The organism is Bradyrhizobium denitrificans, assembly GCF_013179005.1.
GTDB lineage: Bacteria > Pseudomonadota > Alphaproteobacteria > Rhizobiales > Xanthobacteraceae > Bradyrhizobium > Bradyrhizobium denitrificans.
Map to the genome: position 1 here is coordinate 184,361 of NZ_JABFDP010000006.1, position 17,456 is coordinate 201,816.

At 64.4% G+C, this 17,456-nt stretch carries 8 protein-coding genes, 1 tRNA gene and 3 pseudogenes (1 of these 12 cut by a window edge); 9 read left to right on the top strand and 3 right to left on the bottom strand.

The features are described 5' to 3' along the window. Window positions 1-136: 136 nt before the first annotated feature. Complete coding sequence (locus tag HL671_RS08245; RefSeq protein ID WP_012046648.1) at window positions 137-346, bottom strand: hypothetical protein; 210 nt, start codon at window positions 344-346, stop codon at window positions 137-139. 214 nt (window positions 347-560) lie between these two features. Between HL671_RS08245 and hemN the strand changes: the two genes are divergently transcribed. Together hemN and HL671_RS08255 are read left to right on the top strand one after the other, a co-directional pair. Further along, window positions 561-1,913 (top strand): oxygen-independent coproporphyrinogen III oxidase, encoded by a 1,353-nt coding sequence (gene hemN, locus HL671_RS08250; RefSeq protein WP_172236100.1) that lies wholly within the window; start codon window positions 561-563, stop codon window positions 1,911-1,913. 82 nt (window positions 1,914-1,995) lie between these two features. Further along, complete coding sequence (locus HL671_RS08255) at window positions 1,996-2,187, top strand: DUF1858 domain-containing protein (RefSeq protein WP_041751716.1); 192 nt, start codon at window positions 1,996-1,998, stop codon at window positions 2,185-2,187. On the opposite strand, the gene HL671_RS08260 is transcribed toward HL671_RS08255, so the two are convergent. Further along, window positions 2,188-2,907 carry a Crp/Fnr family transcriptional regulator gene (locus HL671_RS08260; RefSeq protein WP_172236101.1) on the bottom strand — a complete coding sequence of 240 codons (720 nt, stop codon included), beginning with the start codon at window positions 2,905-2,907 and terminating at the stop codon, window positions 2,188-2,190. Window positions 2,908-3,075: 168 nt separating this feature from the next. Here HL671_RS08260 and HL671_RS08265 point away from each other — a divergent pair, with 168 nt between their 5' ends. Further along, window positions 3,076-4,287 carry an NnrS family protein gene (locus HL671_RS08265; protein WP_172236150.1) on the top strand — a complete coding sequence of 404 codons (1,212 nt, stop codon included), beginning with the start codon at window positions 3,076-3,078 and terminating at the stop codon, window positions 4,285-4,287. On the opposite strand, the gene HL671_RS08270 is transcribed toward HL671_RS08265, so the two are convergent. Then, window positions 4,272-7,217 (bottom strand): PAS domain-containing protein, encoded by a 2,946-nt coding sequence (locus HL671_RS08270; protein ID WP_172236102.1) that lies wholly within the window; start codon window positions 7,215-7,217, stop codon window positions 4,272-4,274. The genes HL671_RS08265 and HL671_RS08270 overlap by 16 nt on opposite strands. A gap of 511 nt (window positions 7,218-7,728) precedes the next feature. On the opposite strand from HL671_RS08270, the gene HL671_RS08275 reads away from it, so the two are divergent. The 6 genes and pseudogenes from HL671_RS08275 to HL671_RS08305 form a co-directional block, all read left to right on the top strand. After that, window positions 7,729-8,163: a phasin gene (locus HL671_RS08275; RefSeq protein ID WP_012046642.1), complete on the top strand. Its 435-nt coding sequence runs from the start codon at window positions 7,729-7,731 to the stop codon at window positions 8,161-8,163. Window positions 8,164-8,408: 245 nt separating this feature from the next. After that, a tRNA-His gene (locus HL671_RS08280) sits at window positions 8,409-8,485 on the top strand. 463 nt (window positions 8,486-8,948) lie between these two features. Further along, window positions 8,949-9,173 (top strand): annotated as a pseudogene (locus tag HL671_RS38255) (IS3 family transposase); the annotation flags it as partial. A 962-nt stretch (window positions 9,174-10,135) separates the two neighbouring features. Beyond that, a pseudogene (locus tag HL671_RS38755) lies at window positions 10,136-15,259 on the top strand (amino acid adenylation domain-containing protein); the annotation flags it as partial. A 6-nt stretch (window positions 15,260-15,265) separates the two neighbouring features. Next, window positions 15,266-17,035, top strand: a pseudogene (locus HL671_RS39265) (amino acid adenylation domain-containing protein); the annotation flags it as partial. A 1-nt stretch (window position 17,036) separates the two neighbouring features. Next, on the top strand, window positions 17,037-17,456 hold the 5' portion of the coding sequence (locus HL671_RS08305; protein ID WP_172236103.1) for a condensation domain-containing protein. It continues 45 nt past the right edge of the window; the window shows 420 of its 465 coding nt (coding positions 1-420); it begins with the start codon at window positions 17,037-17,039; the stop codon falls past the right edge of the window.

The window sequence follows — 17,456 nt, forward strand, 5'->3', positions numbered from 1 at the left end:
GGAATCGGTGTCAGGCCAGGGCCGGACCGCGGCTGCTGAATCCGAAGCCAGACCGAAGAACGAAGCGGCCGTCCGCGCGGCCATGTCAGGCGCACGTGATGCTTTCAGGTCTCGGCGCGACGGTCGTCCTGTCGAACTAGCCGAGCCAGCGGATCGCAAGCAGCGTCACGAAGGCCAGTCCGGCCGCGACGCAGAAGACGGTCGTCAGAAACATCGCGAGATTGCCGAGCAGCCCGACCGGCGCCTGATCGTCTCGGAAGGAATCGAACCCGTCGGATTGAGGGATATGGCCACGGATGTTGGAGACGACGGCGAAGATACGGATCATCAAGTCCAGAACATCCATTGCGGGTCCCTCGAATCGGCAACGACCGGATGATGCCGTGAAATAACCGGGTCACTTTGAGGAAGCGCAAAGTCGAGGATGAAAGCCGGCGATTTACTGAAAGTCTGAGGGGATCTGGCCGGCTCCGCTTTGAGCAGGCTCAAGGCGGCAGCGCCAGCCCCGTGCCAATGACAGTCAACGTTAACGACGTCCCAACCAGGTGGACAGGCAGGACATGAGACCAGATCTTGCGGCATGCTACGGGCAGGAGCGCCTTCCGCGCTACACCAGCTATCCCACGGCGCCCCATTTCTCGGCGGCGGTCGGCCCGTCCACCTATGCGGAGTGGCTGCGGGCGATCCCGACGACCGCCACGGCATCGCTGTACCTGCATGTGCCGTTCTGCCGATCGATGTGCTGGTATTGCGGTTGCAACACCATGGTCGCCAAGCGCGACGAGCCGATCGCGGTCTATGAATCCGCGCTGCGCTGCGAGATCGACATGGTGTCGCGCCAGATCGGCCGGCGGCTCCAGGTCGGGCATATCCATTTTGGCGGCGGCACCCCCACCATCATGGCGCCGGAGTCCTTCGTCGATCTGGTCGGATCGCTGCGTCATTCCTTCTTCGTGCTGCCGTCCGCCGAGATCGCGATCGAGATCGATCCGCGCACGCTGACGCGGGCGATGATCGCCGCGCTCGGCGCCAGCGGAGTCAACCGCGCCAGCCTGGGCGTACAGAGCTTCGATCCGCTGGTGCAGAAGGCCATCAACCGGGTGCAGAGTTTCGAGCAGACGGCGGCGGCCACCCATGGTTTGCGCGAGGTCGGGGTGGCCGGGATCAATTTCGACCTGATCTATGGGCTGCCGCATCAGAACGTGGCGTCCTGTCTCGACACTGTCCGGCGCTCCATCGAACTGCGTCCCGACCGGCTCTCGGTGTTCGGCTATGCGCATGTGCCGTCATTCAAGACGCACCAGCGCAAGATCCAGGATACCGCATTGCCCGACAGTCTGGAACGCTACGATCAGGCCTGCGTGATCGGCGAAGCGCTGAAGGACGCAGGCTACGTGCAGATCGGGCTCGATCATTTTGCGCTGCCGGCCGATCCGATGACCATTGCCTTCCGCGAAGGCAGGCTGCATCGGAATTTCCAGGGCTACACGACCGACGCCAACGACCTCCTGATCGGCTTCGGCGCATCGGCCATCGGCCAACTGCCGCAAGGCTATATCCAGAACGCGCCGCAGGTGCGTGCCTATGAGGAGAAGATCGCCTCCGGCAGTCTCGCCACGGTCAAGGGCTACGGCCTGACCGACGATGATCGGCTGCGCGCCGACATCATCGAGCGCATCATGTGCGACTATGGCGTCGACCTTGATGTCATCTGCACCCGTCACGGCATGGCCGCCGACGCGATGCTGGAATCTGCGCCGCGCCTGCAGTCATTGATCTCTGACGGCGTGGTCGAGCTCAGGGGCGGTTCGCTCGCCGTGACCGAACATTCCCGGTTCCTGGTGCGAAGCGTGGCTGCGGCCTTCGATGCTCATCTCGACGCGTCGAAGCAGTTGCACAGCCGCGCCGTCTAATCTTGATAAGACGCGGTGGTTGTGCCGCGACAAAGACCACTAACGGCATGCCTGCTACCATTCGTTTGGAATGGAGGCACGCATGCCAATCTCCTTTAATGAATTGGTCGACGACGTCATGCGGCGAAAGCCGGAAACGATCCGCGTCTTCCTCGCATTCCAGATGCGCTGCGTCGGCTGCCCGATCGCCTGTTTTCACAATGTCGCCGATGCCTGCCGCGAGCATGGCGTCGATCCCGACCTGTTCCTCTCGGCCTTGTCGGCCGCGACGTGATCAGGGGCGGGAGGCCGTCGTGTCGCCTGCGCTCTGCTCGGCGAGGAGCACGATCTTGTGCGGTTCGCGCAGCACGATCTTCTGACGCCCGCTTTCGACCAGCCCGAGTTGCTCCCAGCCGGACAGGATGCGGCTGACTGTGTGCAATGTCGTGCCGGTCATCTGGGCGATGTCCTGCCGGCTGATCGGAAAATCGATCTGCACGCCACGATCGAGCTTGCGGCCCGCCTGATTGGCGAGCCGCAACAGCGCATGTGCGATGCGTTGCTCGACCTGCTGTGTCGACATCTCGATCACGCGGGCATGCGTTTCCTGGAGCCGCTGGCCGACGGTCTGGAGCGTGTTCGCCCCCAACGACGGAAACCGCGCGACCAGCCGCGGCCAGGCGGCCGATGGCCAGGCCAGCACGATGCTGTCGTCGACGGCGGTCGCCGTCGCCGGATAATGCTGCAGGCCGATGGCGGGCGCGACGCCGAATGTGTCGCCGGGCACGACATAGCGCACCACGATCTGGTCGCCGGTCGGCGTCGTCTTGCTGGCGCGGACATGGCCGTGCAGCAGAAGAAAGAACGAGGTCGCATCCGCGCCCTGTTCGAACACTGCGGCGTTGCGGGGTACCCGGATGGAGCGCGCCTCACGCAGCACCTCGGTGAGGTCCTCGGCGGAGAGGCCGGCAAACAGCGGCAGATGTGCGACCAGTGAGCGGTCGATGGCAGCCATGATGTTCTCCGCGGCGATGCACGCCAGATGGCGCCGCTCCCATAGCATGTTTTCTGGCGTGATCGGAAGTTTGTGCTGGCACAACCCCTCATCGCCGAACGTCGATTATATCTGGAAAACGGCGTCCATCGGGGCGCGGTTCCCGTCGTCAAGCAAGCGAGCACGCCTATGGCCAATCCACGCAACTATCAGGGCTGGACTTTCCTCGCGAATGGGTTCCGGCCATTCTTCCTGCTCGGCGCAATCCAGGCCGCGCTGACGATCCTGGTCTGGCTTCCGACCTTCTACGGAGAGCTGAAGCTGAGCTCAGGCTTCGCCCCTCGCGACTGGCACGTGCATGAAATGCTCTATGGCTACCTGCCGGCCATCGTGACCGGATTTCTGTTCACTGCAATTCCGAACTGGACCGGACGCCTGCCGATTCGCGGCATGCCTCTGCTGATGCTGGTGACCCTGTGGCTGGCGGGGCGGATCGCCGTCACGTTCTCGGCCTTCGGCCCCTGGTGGGCCGCGCTGCTGATCGATGCGGGCTTTCTGTTGCTGGTCGTGCTCGCTGCAGCGCGCGAGATCGCTGCGGGACGGAATTGGCACAATCTGCCGGTCGTGGCCATCGTGGGTGTGTTGTGCGCCGGCAACGTCGCGTTCCATGTCGAAGCCCATCTGCACGGCTCGGCCGACTATGCGATCCGTATCGGAGTCGCGGTCGTTGTGCTGCTGCTGGCCTTGATCGGTGGTCGCATCACGCCGAGCTTCACGCGCAACTGGCTGGTGAAGCACAATCCCGGGCGGCTGCCGGTGCCGTTCGGCCGTTTCGATATGGCCGTCGTGCTGTTCAGCGCGCTCAGTCTGGCCGGCTGGGTCGTGGTGCCGGAGAGCGTCGCAACCGGCTACGTGCTGGCGGCGGCGGGCGTGATGCATGTGGTGAGACTCGGGCGCTGGGCCGGCGATCGGACCTTCCGCGAGCGGCTGCTGGTGATCCTGCATATCGGCTACGCCTTTGTGCCACTCGGCTTCCTGATGAGTGCGGCGGCGAGCTTCGGATGGGTGCTGCCGAGCGCCGGGCTGCATGCATGGATGGCGGGGGCCGCCGGCGTGACGACGCTCGCAGTGATGACACGCGCCACACTCGGCCATACTGGACAGCCGTTGACGGCGTCGGCTGCGACCCAGGCGATCTATCTGGCCATCCTGATCGCCGCCTCGACGCGGATCTGCGCGGTCCTGGCGCCGAGCCATGCCGAGGGGCTTCTGCACGTGGCTGCGTTCGCCTGGATCGTGGCCTTTGCCGGCTATGCGCTGGCGTTCGGACCGCTGCTGCTCGGCCTCAAGCTGCGCGCACTGGCGGTTCGCGCATCGGGAGCGGCTCAGGCGGTGCTCTGATTGCGCGCCACCGCGCGCGAGAACACCACCTCGAGCAAGGTGCCGGATTTCGGCGCCGCCTTGATGTGAAACTGCGCGCGATTGGCCTCGACCAGCGCCTTGGTGAGAGAGAGGCTGAGACCCGAGCCGTCATGGCCTTGCTCGGGCCCCGCCGTCGCGCGGAACGGTTCGAGCGCGGCGGCCACCGCCTGGTCGTTGAGACCGTGGCCAGTGTCGCGCACGCGCAGCACCACCTCGCCAAAATCCGACGTCGCCGTGGAGACGATGACTTGGCCGCCGGCATTGGCGAGCGAGATCGAGGTCGAGATCAGGTTCATGGCGATCTGGCGCAGCGCCCTGGCATCGGCGATGACCGGCGGAAGGCTCTGCGACAGCGAGGTGCGGATGATGATGCGGGCGCGGTTGGCGTGCGGCTGCATCACCGCCACACAGCCCTCGACGAGCTCATTCAGATTCTGGCTGGTGAAGGCAAGCTCCAGTCTGCCGGTCTCGATGCGCGACAATTCGAGCAGATCGTCGATCAGCGATACCACGCGCTCGCCGGACGCGCGGATATCCTTCATGTACTCGGCGTAGCGCGTGTTGCCGAGCGTTCCAAAGCGTTCACCGATCATCACCTCGGCAAATCCGATGATGGCGTTGAGCGGGGCCCGCACTTCGTGGCTGATCCGCGCGAGCATGTCGGCCTTGGCGCTGGCGGCGCGATCGGCGACGCGCCGCGCCTGCAGCAACTCGCTTTCACCGCGACGAAGCTGCGACAGGTCGCGGAACACGGCAAAGAAATTCGGACCGTCTTGTCTGGTCCGGCCGATCGTCATCGACAGCGGGATGGCGCCGCCCTGGGCGACCTTGCCCAAGACTTCGCGGCTCGGCTCCGGCACATTGGCGGTCCCCGCCTGCTGCACACGGTCGAGATGATCCAGCACCAGCCTTGCGCTTTCCGGCGCGAACAATTCGATGATGTTGCGGCGGACGAGCTCCGTTCCGTCATAGCCGAACATGGCCTCGGCACTGCGATTGCAGGCGTGGATATTGCCGCCAGCATCGAACATCAGGATGCCCTCCGCGGTGACGTCAAGGATGGCGGCGAGATCTTCCGCGTCGGCATGACCGGCGACGGGCGGCGGCGCGAGGACCAGCGGCGCCGGTGCGGCCGGTGCAGGAGCGGGGGCCGATCCGGTCTCGGCCGGAGCGGACACGGCGGTGGCCGCCGGGCCAGGTGCGGGCGCGAAGATCAGCGCATGCGCGCTGTCGCCGTCCCAGGTGATCGTGAACAGACGCGCCTCGGCTTTGATCTCCTCGCTGGAGGAGCCGTCGGCCGCCGAGATCGTCACCGGCGTGCCGACCTCGGGCTTGCCAGAGCCGGCGGGCGCGCCGGGTCCGACATAGAGCGCATCGAGGCCCCCGGCCTGCTCCAGAGTCGCGAGATCGGTGTAGCCCATCTGCTTGAAAAATGCCGGATTGGCATAGAGCAGGCGGTCAAGCCGATAGATCAGCATTCCCGTCGGCAGCAGATCCAGCAGGATGCGGTCACGCTGGCTGTCGCCTTGGGCGGGCGGTTGCTCGGGCGTGAGCCACTCGGCCTGCAGCCCGGCTGTGGGCTGATCGCTCGCATCGCTGCCGAGCAATGACGTGGGGACATGCGGCGCGTCGAATGGTTCGGTCACTTGCGCCGCCGGCTCATGCGTCGCCGCTGCCGCGTCCGCCGGCGCATTGCGGTTGTCGCCTTCAAGCCTTGCCGACAGCTGGCGCGCGAGCTCATGGAAGGCATTGTTCTCCACCGGCGTCAGCGCCGGATGTTTGGTTTCGCCGGCTGGGCGGAAAGGCACGACATTGCCCGCCGCTTCGAGCCCACCATTGTCGATGGGAGGCGCGTCCGACGCGACGGACCCGTCACGGGTCGACACGGTGATGTTGTCCTGCTGTGGCGGCGCATCTGCGGCCGGCGCAAGGTCGGATTGCGCAAAAGCCGTCGCGTCAGCGTCAGCCGTCTCGGCCGCGATGGAAGACGTTGGCTCCGGGCGGTCGATGCCGACGACCGGCGGCGCCTGCACGGCGGGTTCGTCGAGCGGAGCGAATGCGGCAGCCGCTTCGCGTGATTGCGCTGATGTCTCGTCGTCCAACGGGCGTTCAGTCATTGCATCCATCGAGGGAGGAGGCGGACACTCGGCCGCGACCTCGGGGGCAGGATTGGCGGGGTGGGGAGGTGTTGCAGCCGTCTCGGCAACAGGGACGGCGTCAACGGGAACGTCGGCGTTCGGCTCCGCTTGCTTGACGGCCGGGGTGGGCGCCGGGACTGCGACCAGCCCGATTTGGCTGCCAGCGCCGACCCGGTGGAGCACGGCGCGCTCGTCGCCGAACTGTATCTCGGCGAAGCCAGCGGTCAGCGCCTCGTTGCGGACATCCGCAAACAGCGGCGCGCTGAGGTCGTGGATGCCGAACAGGCGCCGTCCGGCTGTACTGATGCCGGCGAACTCGCCATGCGCGGTGAAGGCGATCAGCGCGAGACCGCTGTTCTCGACAAGCCGCCTCAGGCGCTCCGTCAGCGGCCAGCTGCGGCCGCTGTTGTCCGTGCCGGTGATCAGGACGGCGCGCATGCCGTCCGGCAGGTCGATCATCGCGCAACCGCACGTCGCAAGCGCGCCGAGCGGCGCGCCGAACCCGCGCAGGCGCTCGAGCCGAATGGCGCCATTTTCCGGCAGCCGGCGCGCCAGCTGAGCCACTTGACGGCGGTGCTGATCGGCCGGTCCGAACCTCTTGTCGACCAGGGCCCAGCTGTTGGCCGCACCGAGAGCCCGCGCAGCCATGGCGTTGGCCCACAATACGCGGCTGCCGTCCGCCGACCACAGCCATGCCGGCAGGCTGCCCGCGGCATGGACGGCCAGCCGGAGGTCGCTCAAGGCCTGCAACTCGAAATCGGCGTGGTTCATGGCGCGACGACGGCGGTGGCTCTCATGACGTTGATCGGCGCCGCAACGGCAGCGTTAAGAATTCGTTACTATCGCGCATGTTGCCGTCCGAGGTCCACGGCCGGCCCGAGGTCCTGGCGTGCTAAAGCTTGGATAACCTTAATGTGTTCCCGCCGCGCCCCAGTGGGGACATCCGTCAGCTCGGTAAGGCCGCTGCCCTGCCACAAGGATGGCGACGCGGTTGAGTATGGCAGAGCCTGAACAGACCAAGGCGGCAGTCGTGGTGCCCCCGCTGTTCGGCGCGCTGCAGGCCCTGAGCACTGTCGAAGCGCGCGATCAATCAAGCCTATCCTGCAAATCCGAATCCGGCGGGAGTTCCTGATTGTGGAATTTTCATTGCGTTGCACAAATTCGACACGATATAGCTCTACGCGAGGTTGTTGCTACCTCCCAGGGGCGGTTCCTCTGCGTGATCCGAAGTGACGCCCGATTGCCGGGCCGGTCCAACGTCAATGTTCGAAGGATGCATGCCATGACCAATGCCACCGATCCTTTCTCAGCGTCCATCATTCCATTCGAGGTTCCCGAGCAGGTGCGCGCGCTCGCCGAAAAAGGCGTGTCGCAGGCCCGCGAAAACTATGCCAAATTCAAGGATGCAGCCGAGACCCACAATTCGGCCATCGAGGCGTTTTTTGCCAACGCAAGCAAGGGCGCTGGCACCTATTCGTCCAAGGTCATGGAGTTCACCAAGGCGAATACGACGGCTTCGCTCGACTTCGCTCAGGAGCTGTTCGGCGTGAAGTCGCCGTCCGAGGCGCTGGAGCTGTGGAGCGGTTTCGTGCGCAAGCAGTTCGAGACGTTCACCGGTCAGGCCAAGGAACTCGCCGAGCTCGGCCAGAAGGTTGCGACCGAGACCGTGGAGCCGATCAAGGAAAGCGCCACCAAGCTGTTCAAGACCGCGGCCTGAGACCGGCGGCTTGTCCGTGGAGCGCGCGGCGCTGCCGGAACGGCAATTCTCAGCTTTCTGGGGCTCGCAAATTTGCCGTTTGCGAGCTCGATTTTTTGGAGACCGGTCTCGGGGCGGTCCCGTGGGGTGAAACAAACGGAGGTATGGCGCGCGACTTTATCCGTTCTCGGCCTTGCCAAATTCGCGCGTTGCACCTAGTTTCCGGCCCGTTCGGCGCCCCCTTGCGGGGTGGCGTCATGACGGATGCAGTTGTAGCTCAGTTGGTTAGAGCGCCTGTCTGTGGAACAGGAGGTCGGTGGTTCGAGCCCACCCAACTGTACCAATGAAATCAATGACTTGCGTGAAGTTCCGCGCACTGACCGCTCGGGCTGGTTACCGTCCAGCAACCACACGCGAGCGAAGCACTGCTGTTGCCAAGTCCGTCGGAAAAATCTGCCGACGCATCATCCGCGCTTCGCAGTACCGCTCGGTCGACGGCCCAAGAGCTCCGAAGCCGCAATTGCGGGATGGCACGACGGCGGGTAGTCACGTCTCCTGATTGCACCCGGACCAAGCTATTTCGTGTTCATCACGACTCGAGCCTCTGGTTGTGGCCTGAGTCTGGGAATCGATCTCTGGGTCGCCATCCGACCGGATCTGCGATCCAGCGGCTGTGGGCGTCCATGCCCGGCATCGCCAGCACATGGACGCGGTCCCCAGTCATGCCCTGCGCCTTGTGGATCGTTGCCGCATAGCCACGGTCGATCCGGTTGTAAATCCTTGAGGTCGAAGCGCACGGATTCCGTCGGCCACCTGACACCGGGCTTCGGCGGCGCTTGCGTGAGCTCGCCTGCGAGCGGCGGCGCTTCGGTTATCGGCGGCTGTTCATCCTGCTGCCGCGTGAGGGCGAGCCGTCCGGGATCAATCGGATCCACCGGCTCTACCGGGAGGAAGGGCTCGCAGTGCGCAAGCGCCGTACCCGCCGCAAGGCGTGCGGTGTCCGCGTGCCGATCCTGGTGGAGGCAAAGGCCATGCTGCAGGATGTGCTCTCAAAACAAGCTCTGAAGCCTGGCCGCAAGCGTGAGCTTGTCGACAAGGTGCGGAACGACTGGAAGGTCTCGATCAGGCGGGCCTGTTCGGCACTTCGGATCGATCGCGCACGGTACGTCTACAAGTCCAAGCGTGGCGACCAGGCGGCTCTCAAGAATCGGATCAAGGACGTCTGTCAGACACGGGTGAGGTACGGATATCGCCCCGTCCATGTCTGGCCATGATCAAGCAGCACGGAACCATACGCCAAGCCAAGCATCGGGGTCGCGACCGTGTGCCTAGCGATGTCCTCCTCAAGCTGATCGGCTCTAACGTCGCCCGGATGCTCAAGCTGATTGGCGCATGAGGCCACGTCCGTGGCGGAGATCATCGCGCCGACAGCGGTCTCTCGTCCGGAACGCAACATCACCGAGATCCGTGACCACGCGCCGGTTCTTCAGCAGACTGCCAGTCTCGTCGTGACGGGGTCTGCGCGCCGCACATCCACGTTGTCCGTCGTCGGCGATTGGAGAGAGTGTGTCGAGCGTGCGTGAATTCAGGGGTGATGTCGACGCAGTGCTTCCGGTAGCTAACAAGATCCGCGTAGTATCTGGCGCGGGACAATAGTTGTAGCCGCGCGCCCTGGTGATTTCGCTTCGGGTAATCGCGCGCTTCTGCTGGGCGTTGTCGGTCTGCGGCAGCCCTGTTGCTGCGGCCATTGTTGGCAGGACGAGATTTCTACTCGATCAATCGATAATATTCTATTTAAGGTTGTATTGCGTAGTTTGGATCTGTCAGCTTCTGGATATGAAGACTAAGTTAGGATCATCCCAAGTCGAAGCCGTCGCTTTTCTTAGAATGGCCGAGGAGAGAGCGCTCTTCGCAACTTGGGTGGGCTGTTCCGGTAGTAATTGGTTGGACTGCCGAGTCTACCCCCTTTGTCGTTGACGCTGAGGGGATGTCGATGAATCGCAACTTTGTTCCGGAGCGTCGTGCAGGCAATTCTGGCGATTCGATTTGGAGTCCTCTGTCTCGAATCCAGCGTTCCCTTTGGTTCTCGTATAAATTGTATCCTCACGCGCGGGGAACACACAATATAAGCTTCTGCGCGCGTATTTTCGGCGAGTTGGATCTGGCGCGCCTGCATAGGGTCTTGAACGTCCTGCGGCTCAAGCATCCAATGTTGTGCGTCCGGTTCATCGACGCGTTCGGTGAGCCGAAACAGACAATCGAGTGGGGAGCTGAGATCGCGGTTTCGCGGCGGGATGTGCGCGGAGTCGGCTCAGACGCACTTGAAGATATTCTGAGGGATGATTGGTGCAAGCCCTTCGATCTCGACGTGGCTCCGTTGGTCCGGGTCGTCGTCTACGATTGCGCCGAAGAAGAGGCAGTCATTCAGATCATCTGTGATCACCTCGTGTTCGATGGGTGGTCGATGTGGCGTCTGATTGCCGAGCTTGGCTCGATGTACGAGGCGGATGTCGGGAGCATCGAGGCGGTACCAAGTAACTCGATCGCCAAGAAGCCGGCGTACTTTGAATATGTTGAATGGCAGGAGCGTTGGTTAAAGAGCAGCGAATCGCGTCGCCAGCTCGAGTATTGGCGGGAGGCGCTCACTGAAGAGTTTCCTCCCCTCGATCTGCCGAAAGAAGCGGCTTCGAATGTAGATTTGTCCGACAGAGGCATCGTGCGAGTCACGATCGACCGCAACCTCACTTCAGCGTTGAATGAGCTTGCGCGGGTGACAGGCTCATCAATGTATGTCGTGCTGTTGACCGGATATTTCGCCTTGCTCCACCGGCTCACGGGCCAAGAGCGTGTTGCTGTCGGAACCATCATGCCCGGCCGAGGGCGTCGGAAGTGGGCGGATGTTGTTGGCACGTTTGTCAATCAGGTCGTCTTACGATCGGTGCTCACAGCAGAGATGGACGTGGCTGCACTCCTGCAGCAGGTACGTCGGCTTGCCCGACAGTCGATGATCAATCAGGAATATCCGTTCGCAGAATTGGTTGAGCGTCTCAATCCGTCGAGAGCATCTTCGCTTCAGCCTTATTGTCAGACCCTGTTCGCGATGCAGAACTCGCGAGGTGAGGATGGTTTGGCAGAGTTGATCGGCGGTGAGAGCGGCGCAGCGTCCGTGCCGTGGGGAGGATTGCGGCTGACTAGTTTCGGGCGCACGCCGATGGGGGCGGGGCGTGGGCCTAAGATCGAGTTGTTCGTAACGGCGATACCGGTCGATGACGAGATCTCTTGCTTCTTTGATTACGCATCAGAGATGTTCGATCAGGCTACGATCGAGCGATGGTCGCAGTACTGGGTGAATGTTCTTCAGGAAATGGTAGGTGACGGACGACGTCAGATCGTCCGGATTCCGTTGCAGCCGGACGCGGAGCGTCATCGTGTCCTGGTGGAGTGGAACGCGACGGCGGCGGATTATCCGCAGGATACATGCGTGCACGAGCTGTTCGAGGCGCAGGCCGAGCGGACGCCGGATGCGGTGGCGGTGGTGCATGAGGAGCGCCGGCTGAGCTATGCGGAGCTGAACACCCAGGCGAACCGGCTGGCGCATCATCTGCGCAAGCTCGGCGTGAAGCCGGACGATCGTGTTGCGATCTGCATCGAGCGCAGCCCGGAGATGATCGTGGGTCTGCTGGCGATCCTGAAGTCGGGCGGAGCCTATGTGCCGCTGGACCCGGCCTATCCGCCGGAGCGGCTGACGTTCATGGTTCAGGACAGTGCGCCGGCGGCGCTGCTGGTGGGCGGCGGCGCGCTGGATGTGCTGCCGGTCGTGGAGGCCGAGCTTGCGGCCAGCGGCGTGCCGGTGCTCGACATCGGCGCGGAAGCGGCGCAATGGGCGGAGGCGCCCGCGAATAATCTGGAGCGGAGCGAGGTAGGCCTCAAGGCGAGCCATCTCGCTTACGTGATCTACACCTCCGGATCCACCGGCCAGCCCAAGGGGGTGATGGTCGAGCATCGCAGTCTCGCCAATCTGGTTCATTGGCACTGCGCCGCGTTCAATCTCCAGGCAGAGACGCGCAGCTCCCTGGTGGCTGGTTCAGGATTTGATGCCGCGACCTGGGAAACCTGGCCTCCGCTTTGCTGCGGCGGAACGCTTGCCGTGCCACGGCCGGAGATCGCGCGGGACCCGGAAGCGCTGCTGGCCTGGTGGCAGACGCAGCCGCTGGACGTGAGCTTCCTGCCGACACCCATAGCGGAGTTCGCCTTCTCACAAGGAGCCACAAATCCACATCTTCGAGTTTTGCTCACGGGCGGCGACCGTTTGCGTAAATGTCCGAAAGACCTGCCATTCGCGCTGGTGAACAATTACGGTCCCACGGAAACGACGGTGGTGGCCACGTCCGGTTTGCTCGAGGCTGACGAGGCGGTGCTGCATATCGGCCGTCCGATCTCGAACACGCATATCTACATCCTGGATGAGCATGGCGAGCCGGCGCCGATCGGTGTTGCCGGCGAGATCTACATCGGCGGGGCCGGCGTTGCGCGGGGCTATCTGAACCGTCCCGAGCTGACGGCGGAGCGGTTTGTGGAGGANNNCGGCGAGATCTACATCGGCGGGGCCGGCGTTGCGCGGGGCTATCTGAACCGTCCCGAGCTGACGGCGGAGCGGTTTGTGGAGGACCGGTTCTCAGGGGAGGCGGGAGCGCGGCTGTACCGGACCGGGGATCTCGGGCGCTGGCTTGGCGACGGGACGATCGCCTATCTCGGGCGCAACGACTTCCAGGTGAAGATCCGCGGCTTCCGGATCGAGCTCGGNGACCCGGCCTATCCGCCGGAGCGGCTGACGTTCATGGTTCAGGACAGTGCGCCGGCGGCGCTGCTGGTGGGCGGCGGCGCGCTGGATGTGCTGCCGGTCGTGGAGGCCGAGCTTGCGGCCAGCGGCGTGCCGGTGCTCGATATCGGCGCGGAAGCGGCGCAATGGGCGGAGGCGCCCGCGAATAATCTGGAGCGGAGCGAGGTAGGCCTCAAGGCGAGCCATCTCGCTTACGTGATCTACACCTCCGGATCCACCGGCCAGCCCAAGGGGGTGATGGTCGAGCATCGCAGTCTCGCCAATCTGGTTCATTGGCACTGCGCCGCGTTCAATCTCCAGGCAGAGACGCGCAGCTCCCTGGTGGCTGGTTCAGGATTTGATGCCGCGACCTGGGAAACCTGGCCTCCGCTTTGCTGCGGCGGAACGCTTGCCGTGCCACGGCCGGAGATCGCGCGGGACCCGGAAGCGCTGCTGGCCTGGTGGCAGACGCAGCCGCTGGACGTGAGCTTCCTGCCGACACCCATAGCGGAGTTCGCCTTCTCACAAGGAGCCACAAATCCACATCTTCGAGTTTTGCTCACGGGCGGCGACCGTTTGCGTAAATGTCCGAAAGACCTGCCATTCGCGCTGGTGAACAATTACGGTCCCACGGAAACGACGGTGGTGGCCACGTCCGGTTTGCTCGAGGCTGACGAGGCGGTGCTGCATATCGGCCGTCCGATCTCGAACACGCATATCTACATCCTGGATGAGCATGGCGAGCCGGCGCCGATCGGTGTTGCCGGCGAGATCTACATCGGCGGGGCCGGCGTTGCGCGGGGCTATCTGAACCGTCCCGAGCTGACGGCGGAGCGGTTTGTGGAGGACCGGTTCTCAGGGGAGGCGGGAGCGCGGCTGTACCGGACCGGGGATCTCGGGCGCTGGCTTGGCGACGGGACGATCGCCTATCTCGGGCGCAACGACTTCCAGGTGAAGATCCGCGGCTTCCGGATCGAGCTCGGAGAGATCGAGGCGCGGCTGTCAGAGCATGCAGGTGTGTGCGATGTCGCGGTGATCGCGCGGGAGGATGCTCCGGGCGACAAGCGTCTGGTGGCCTACTATGTGAGCGAAGCGGCGATCGGGGCGGAGGAGCTGCGGGGCCATCTTGCGGCGCGGCTGCCGGACTACATGGTGCCGTCGGCCTATGTGCATCTTCAGCGTCTGCCGTTGACGCCGAACGGCAAGCNAGCGGCGCAATGGGCGGAGGCGCCCGCGTGCAATCCGGCGCGGAGCGAGGTAGGCCTCAAGGCGAGCCATCTCGCTTATGTGATCTACACGTCCGGATCGACCGGTCAGCCCAAGGGGGTGATGGTCGAGCACCGCGGTCTCGCCAACCTGGTGCATTGGCACTGCGAGGCCTTCGCGCTGCGTCTGGGGACGCACAGCTCCTTAGTAGCTGGTTTGAGCTTTGACGCTTCGAGCTGGGAAGTGTGGCCGGCGCTGTGTTGCGGCGGCGTGCTGGTGGTGCCGCGGCCTGAGACGGCGCGGGATCCCGAAGCGCTGATGGCCTGGTGGCAGACGCAGCCGCTGGACGTGAGCTTCCTGCCGACACCGATGGCGGAGTTTGTGCTGTCGCAGGGGCTCGTGAACCGGCATCTGCGTGTTCTGCTGACGGGGGGCGACCGTTTGCGGAAGCTGCCCAAGGCGCTGCCATTCGCGCTGGTCAACAATTACGGTCCCACGGAAACGACGGTGGTGGCCACGTCCGGTTTGCTCGGGGCTGATGAGGCGGTGCTGCATATCGGCCGTCCGATTTCGAACACGCAGATCTACATCCTGGATGAGCATGGCGAGCCGGCGCCGATCGGTGTCGCGGGCGAGATCTACATCGGCGGAGCCGGCGTTGCGCGCGGCTATCTGAACCGTCCCGAGCTGACGGCGGAGCGGTTCGTGGAGGACCGGTTCTCGGGCGAGGCGGGAGCGCGGCTGTACCGGACCGGGGATCTCGGGCGGTGGCTTGGCGACGGGACGATCGCCTATCTCGGGCGCAACGACTTCCAGGTGAAGATCCGCGGCTTCCGGATCGAGCTCGGGGAGATCGAGGCGCGGCTGTCGGAGCATGCGGATGTGCGCGATGCCGCGGTGATCGCGCGTGAGGATGTCGCGGGCGACAAGCGTCTTGTGGCCTATTATGTGAGCGACGCGGCGATCGGGGCGGAGGAGCTGCGGGGCCATCTTGCGGCGCGGCTGCCGGACTACATGGTGCCGTCGGCCTATGTGCATCTTGAGCGTCTGCCGTTGACGCCGAACGGCAAGCTGGACCGCAAGGCGCTGCCGGCGNGGCCGGCGCTGTGTTGCGGCGGCGTGCTGGTGGTGCCGCGGCCTGAGACGGCGCGGGATCCCGAAGCGCTGATGGCCTGGTGGCAGACGCAGCCGCTGGACGTGAGCTTCCTGCCGACACCGATGGCGGAGTTTGTGCTGTCGCAGGGGCTCGTGAACCGGCATCTGCGTGTTCTGCTGACGGGGGGCGACCGTTTGCGGAAGCTGCCCAAGGCGCTGCCATTCGCGCTGGTCAACAATTACGGTCCCACGGAAACGACGGTGGTGGCCACGTCCGGTTTGCTCGGGGCTGATGAGGCGGTGCTGCATATCGGCCGTCCGATTTCGAACACGCAGATCTACATCCTGGATGAGCATGGCGAGCCGGCGCCGATCGGTGTCGCGGGCGAGATCTACATCGGCGGGGCGGGCGTTGCGCGCGGCTATCTGAACCGTCCCGAGCTGACGGCGNGGCATGGCGAGCCGGTACCGATCGGTGTTGCCGGCGAGATCTACATCGGCGGAGCCGGCGTTGCGCGCGGCTATCTCAACCGCCCCGAGCTGACGGCGGAACGGTTTGTGGAGGACCGGTTCTCGGGCGAGGCGGGAGCGCGGCTGTACCGGACCGGTGATCTCGGGCGCTGGCTTGAAGACGGAACGATCGCGTATCTCGGGCGCAACGACTTCCAGGTGAAGATCCGCGGCTTCCGGATCGAGCTCGGAGAGATCGAGGCGCGGCTGTCAGAGCATGCAGGTGTGTGCGATGTCGCGGTGATCGCGCGGGAGGATGCTCCGGGCGACAAGCGTCTGGTGGCCTACTATGTGAGCGAAGCGGCGATCGGGGCGGAGGAGCTGCGGGGCCATCTTGCGGCGCGGCTGCCGGACTACATGGTGCCGTCGGCCTATGTGCATCTTCAGCGTCTGCCGTTGACGCCGAACGGCAAGCTGGACCGCAAGGCGCTGCCGGCGCCGGAGGGGGATGCGTTTGCGGTGCAGGCCTACGAGCCGCCGCAGGGCGAGACCGAGGCGGCGATCGCCCGGATCTGGTCGGAGCTGCTCGGTGTCGAGCGGATCGGTCGTCACGACAACTTCTTCGCGCTCGGCGGNNNCGCGCGGCTGTACCGGACCGGGGATCTCGGGCGCTGGCTTGAAGACGGGACGATCGCGTATCTCGGGCGCAACGACTTCCAGGTGAAGATCCGCGGCTTCCGGATCGAGCTCGGAGAGATCGAGGCGCGGCTGTCAGAGCATGCAGGTGTGTGCGATGTCGCGGTGATCGCGCGGGAGGATGCTCCGGGCGACAAGCGTCTGGTGGCCTACTATGTGAGCGAAGCGGCGATCGGGGCGGAGGAGCTGCGGGGCCATCTTGCGGCGCGGCTGCCGGACTACATGGTGCCGTCGGCCTATGTGCATCTTCAGCGTCTGCCGTTGACGCCGAACGGCAAGCTGGACCGCAAGGCGCTGCCGGCGCCGGAGGGGGATGCGTTTGCGGTGCAGGCCTACGCGCCGCCGCAGGGCGAGACCGAGGCGGCGATCGCCCGGATCTGGTCGGAGCTGCTCGGTGTCGAGCGGATCGGTCGTCACGACAACTTCTTCGCGCTCGGCGGGCACTCACTGCTGGCGGTCATGTTGGTCGTCCGGCTCAGGAGAAGCCTTGATGTAGAGCTACCTCTGTCCGAAATCTTCTTAAACGACGGGCTAAGCCAATTGGCCGATAGAGTTGTGAATGCACAACTCGCTCAGTTCGACCAAAACGAACTGACAGTGCTCTTCCAGGATGAAGTGAGTTGCTAAGATGTCAGTCCACACGACAGAGCTATATCGGTCGAGCCTTTCGCAGCGCGAACAGTTGGTTCGGCTGGCACGGTCAAAAGGCTTAAAGAGTCGAAATGCACTGCCGCCGATAATTTCGACCGAACGAATTGGAGTTATCCCTCTGTCGTTTGCGCAGCAGCGGCTGTGGTTTCTGTCTCGTTTCGAGGAAGCGAGCACGGCCTATCACATAGCCGCTGGATTGCGGCTTATCGGGAGGCTTGAGCGAGAGGCGCTGGTGCGCGCGCTGGACCGGATCGTGGCGCGGCATGAGGCGCTGCGGACGGTGTTTGTGCAAGGTGATGATGGCGTGCCGGTGCAGCAGGTTGCTGCAGCGGAGGCGGGCTTTGCCTTGAGCGCGCACGACCTATGTGGCGCGGCGGAAGCGGCAGGCGAGTTGCAG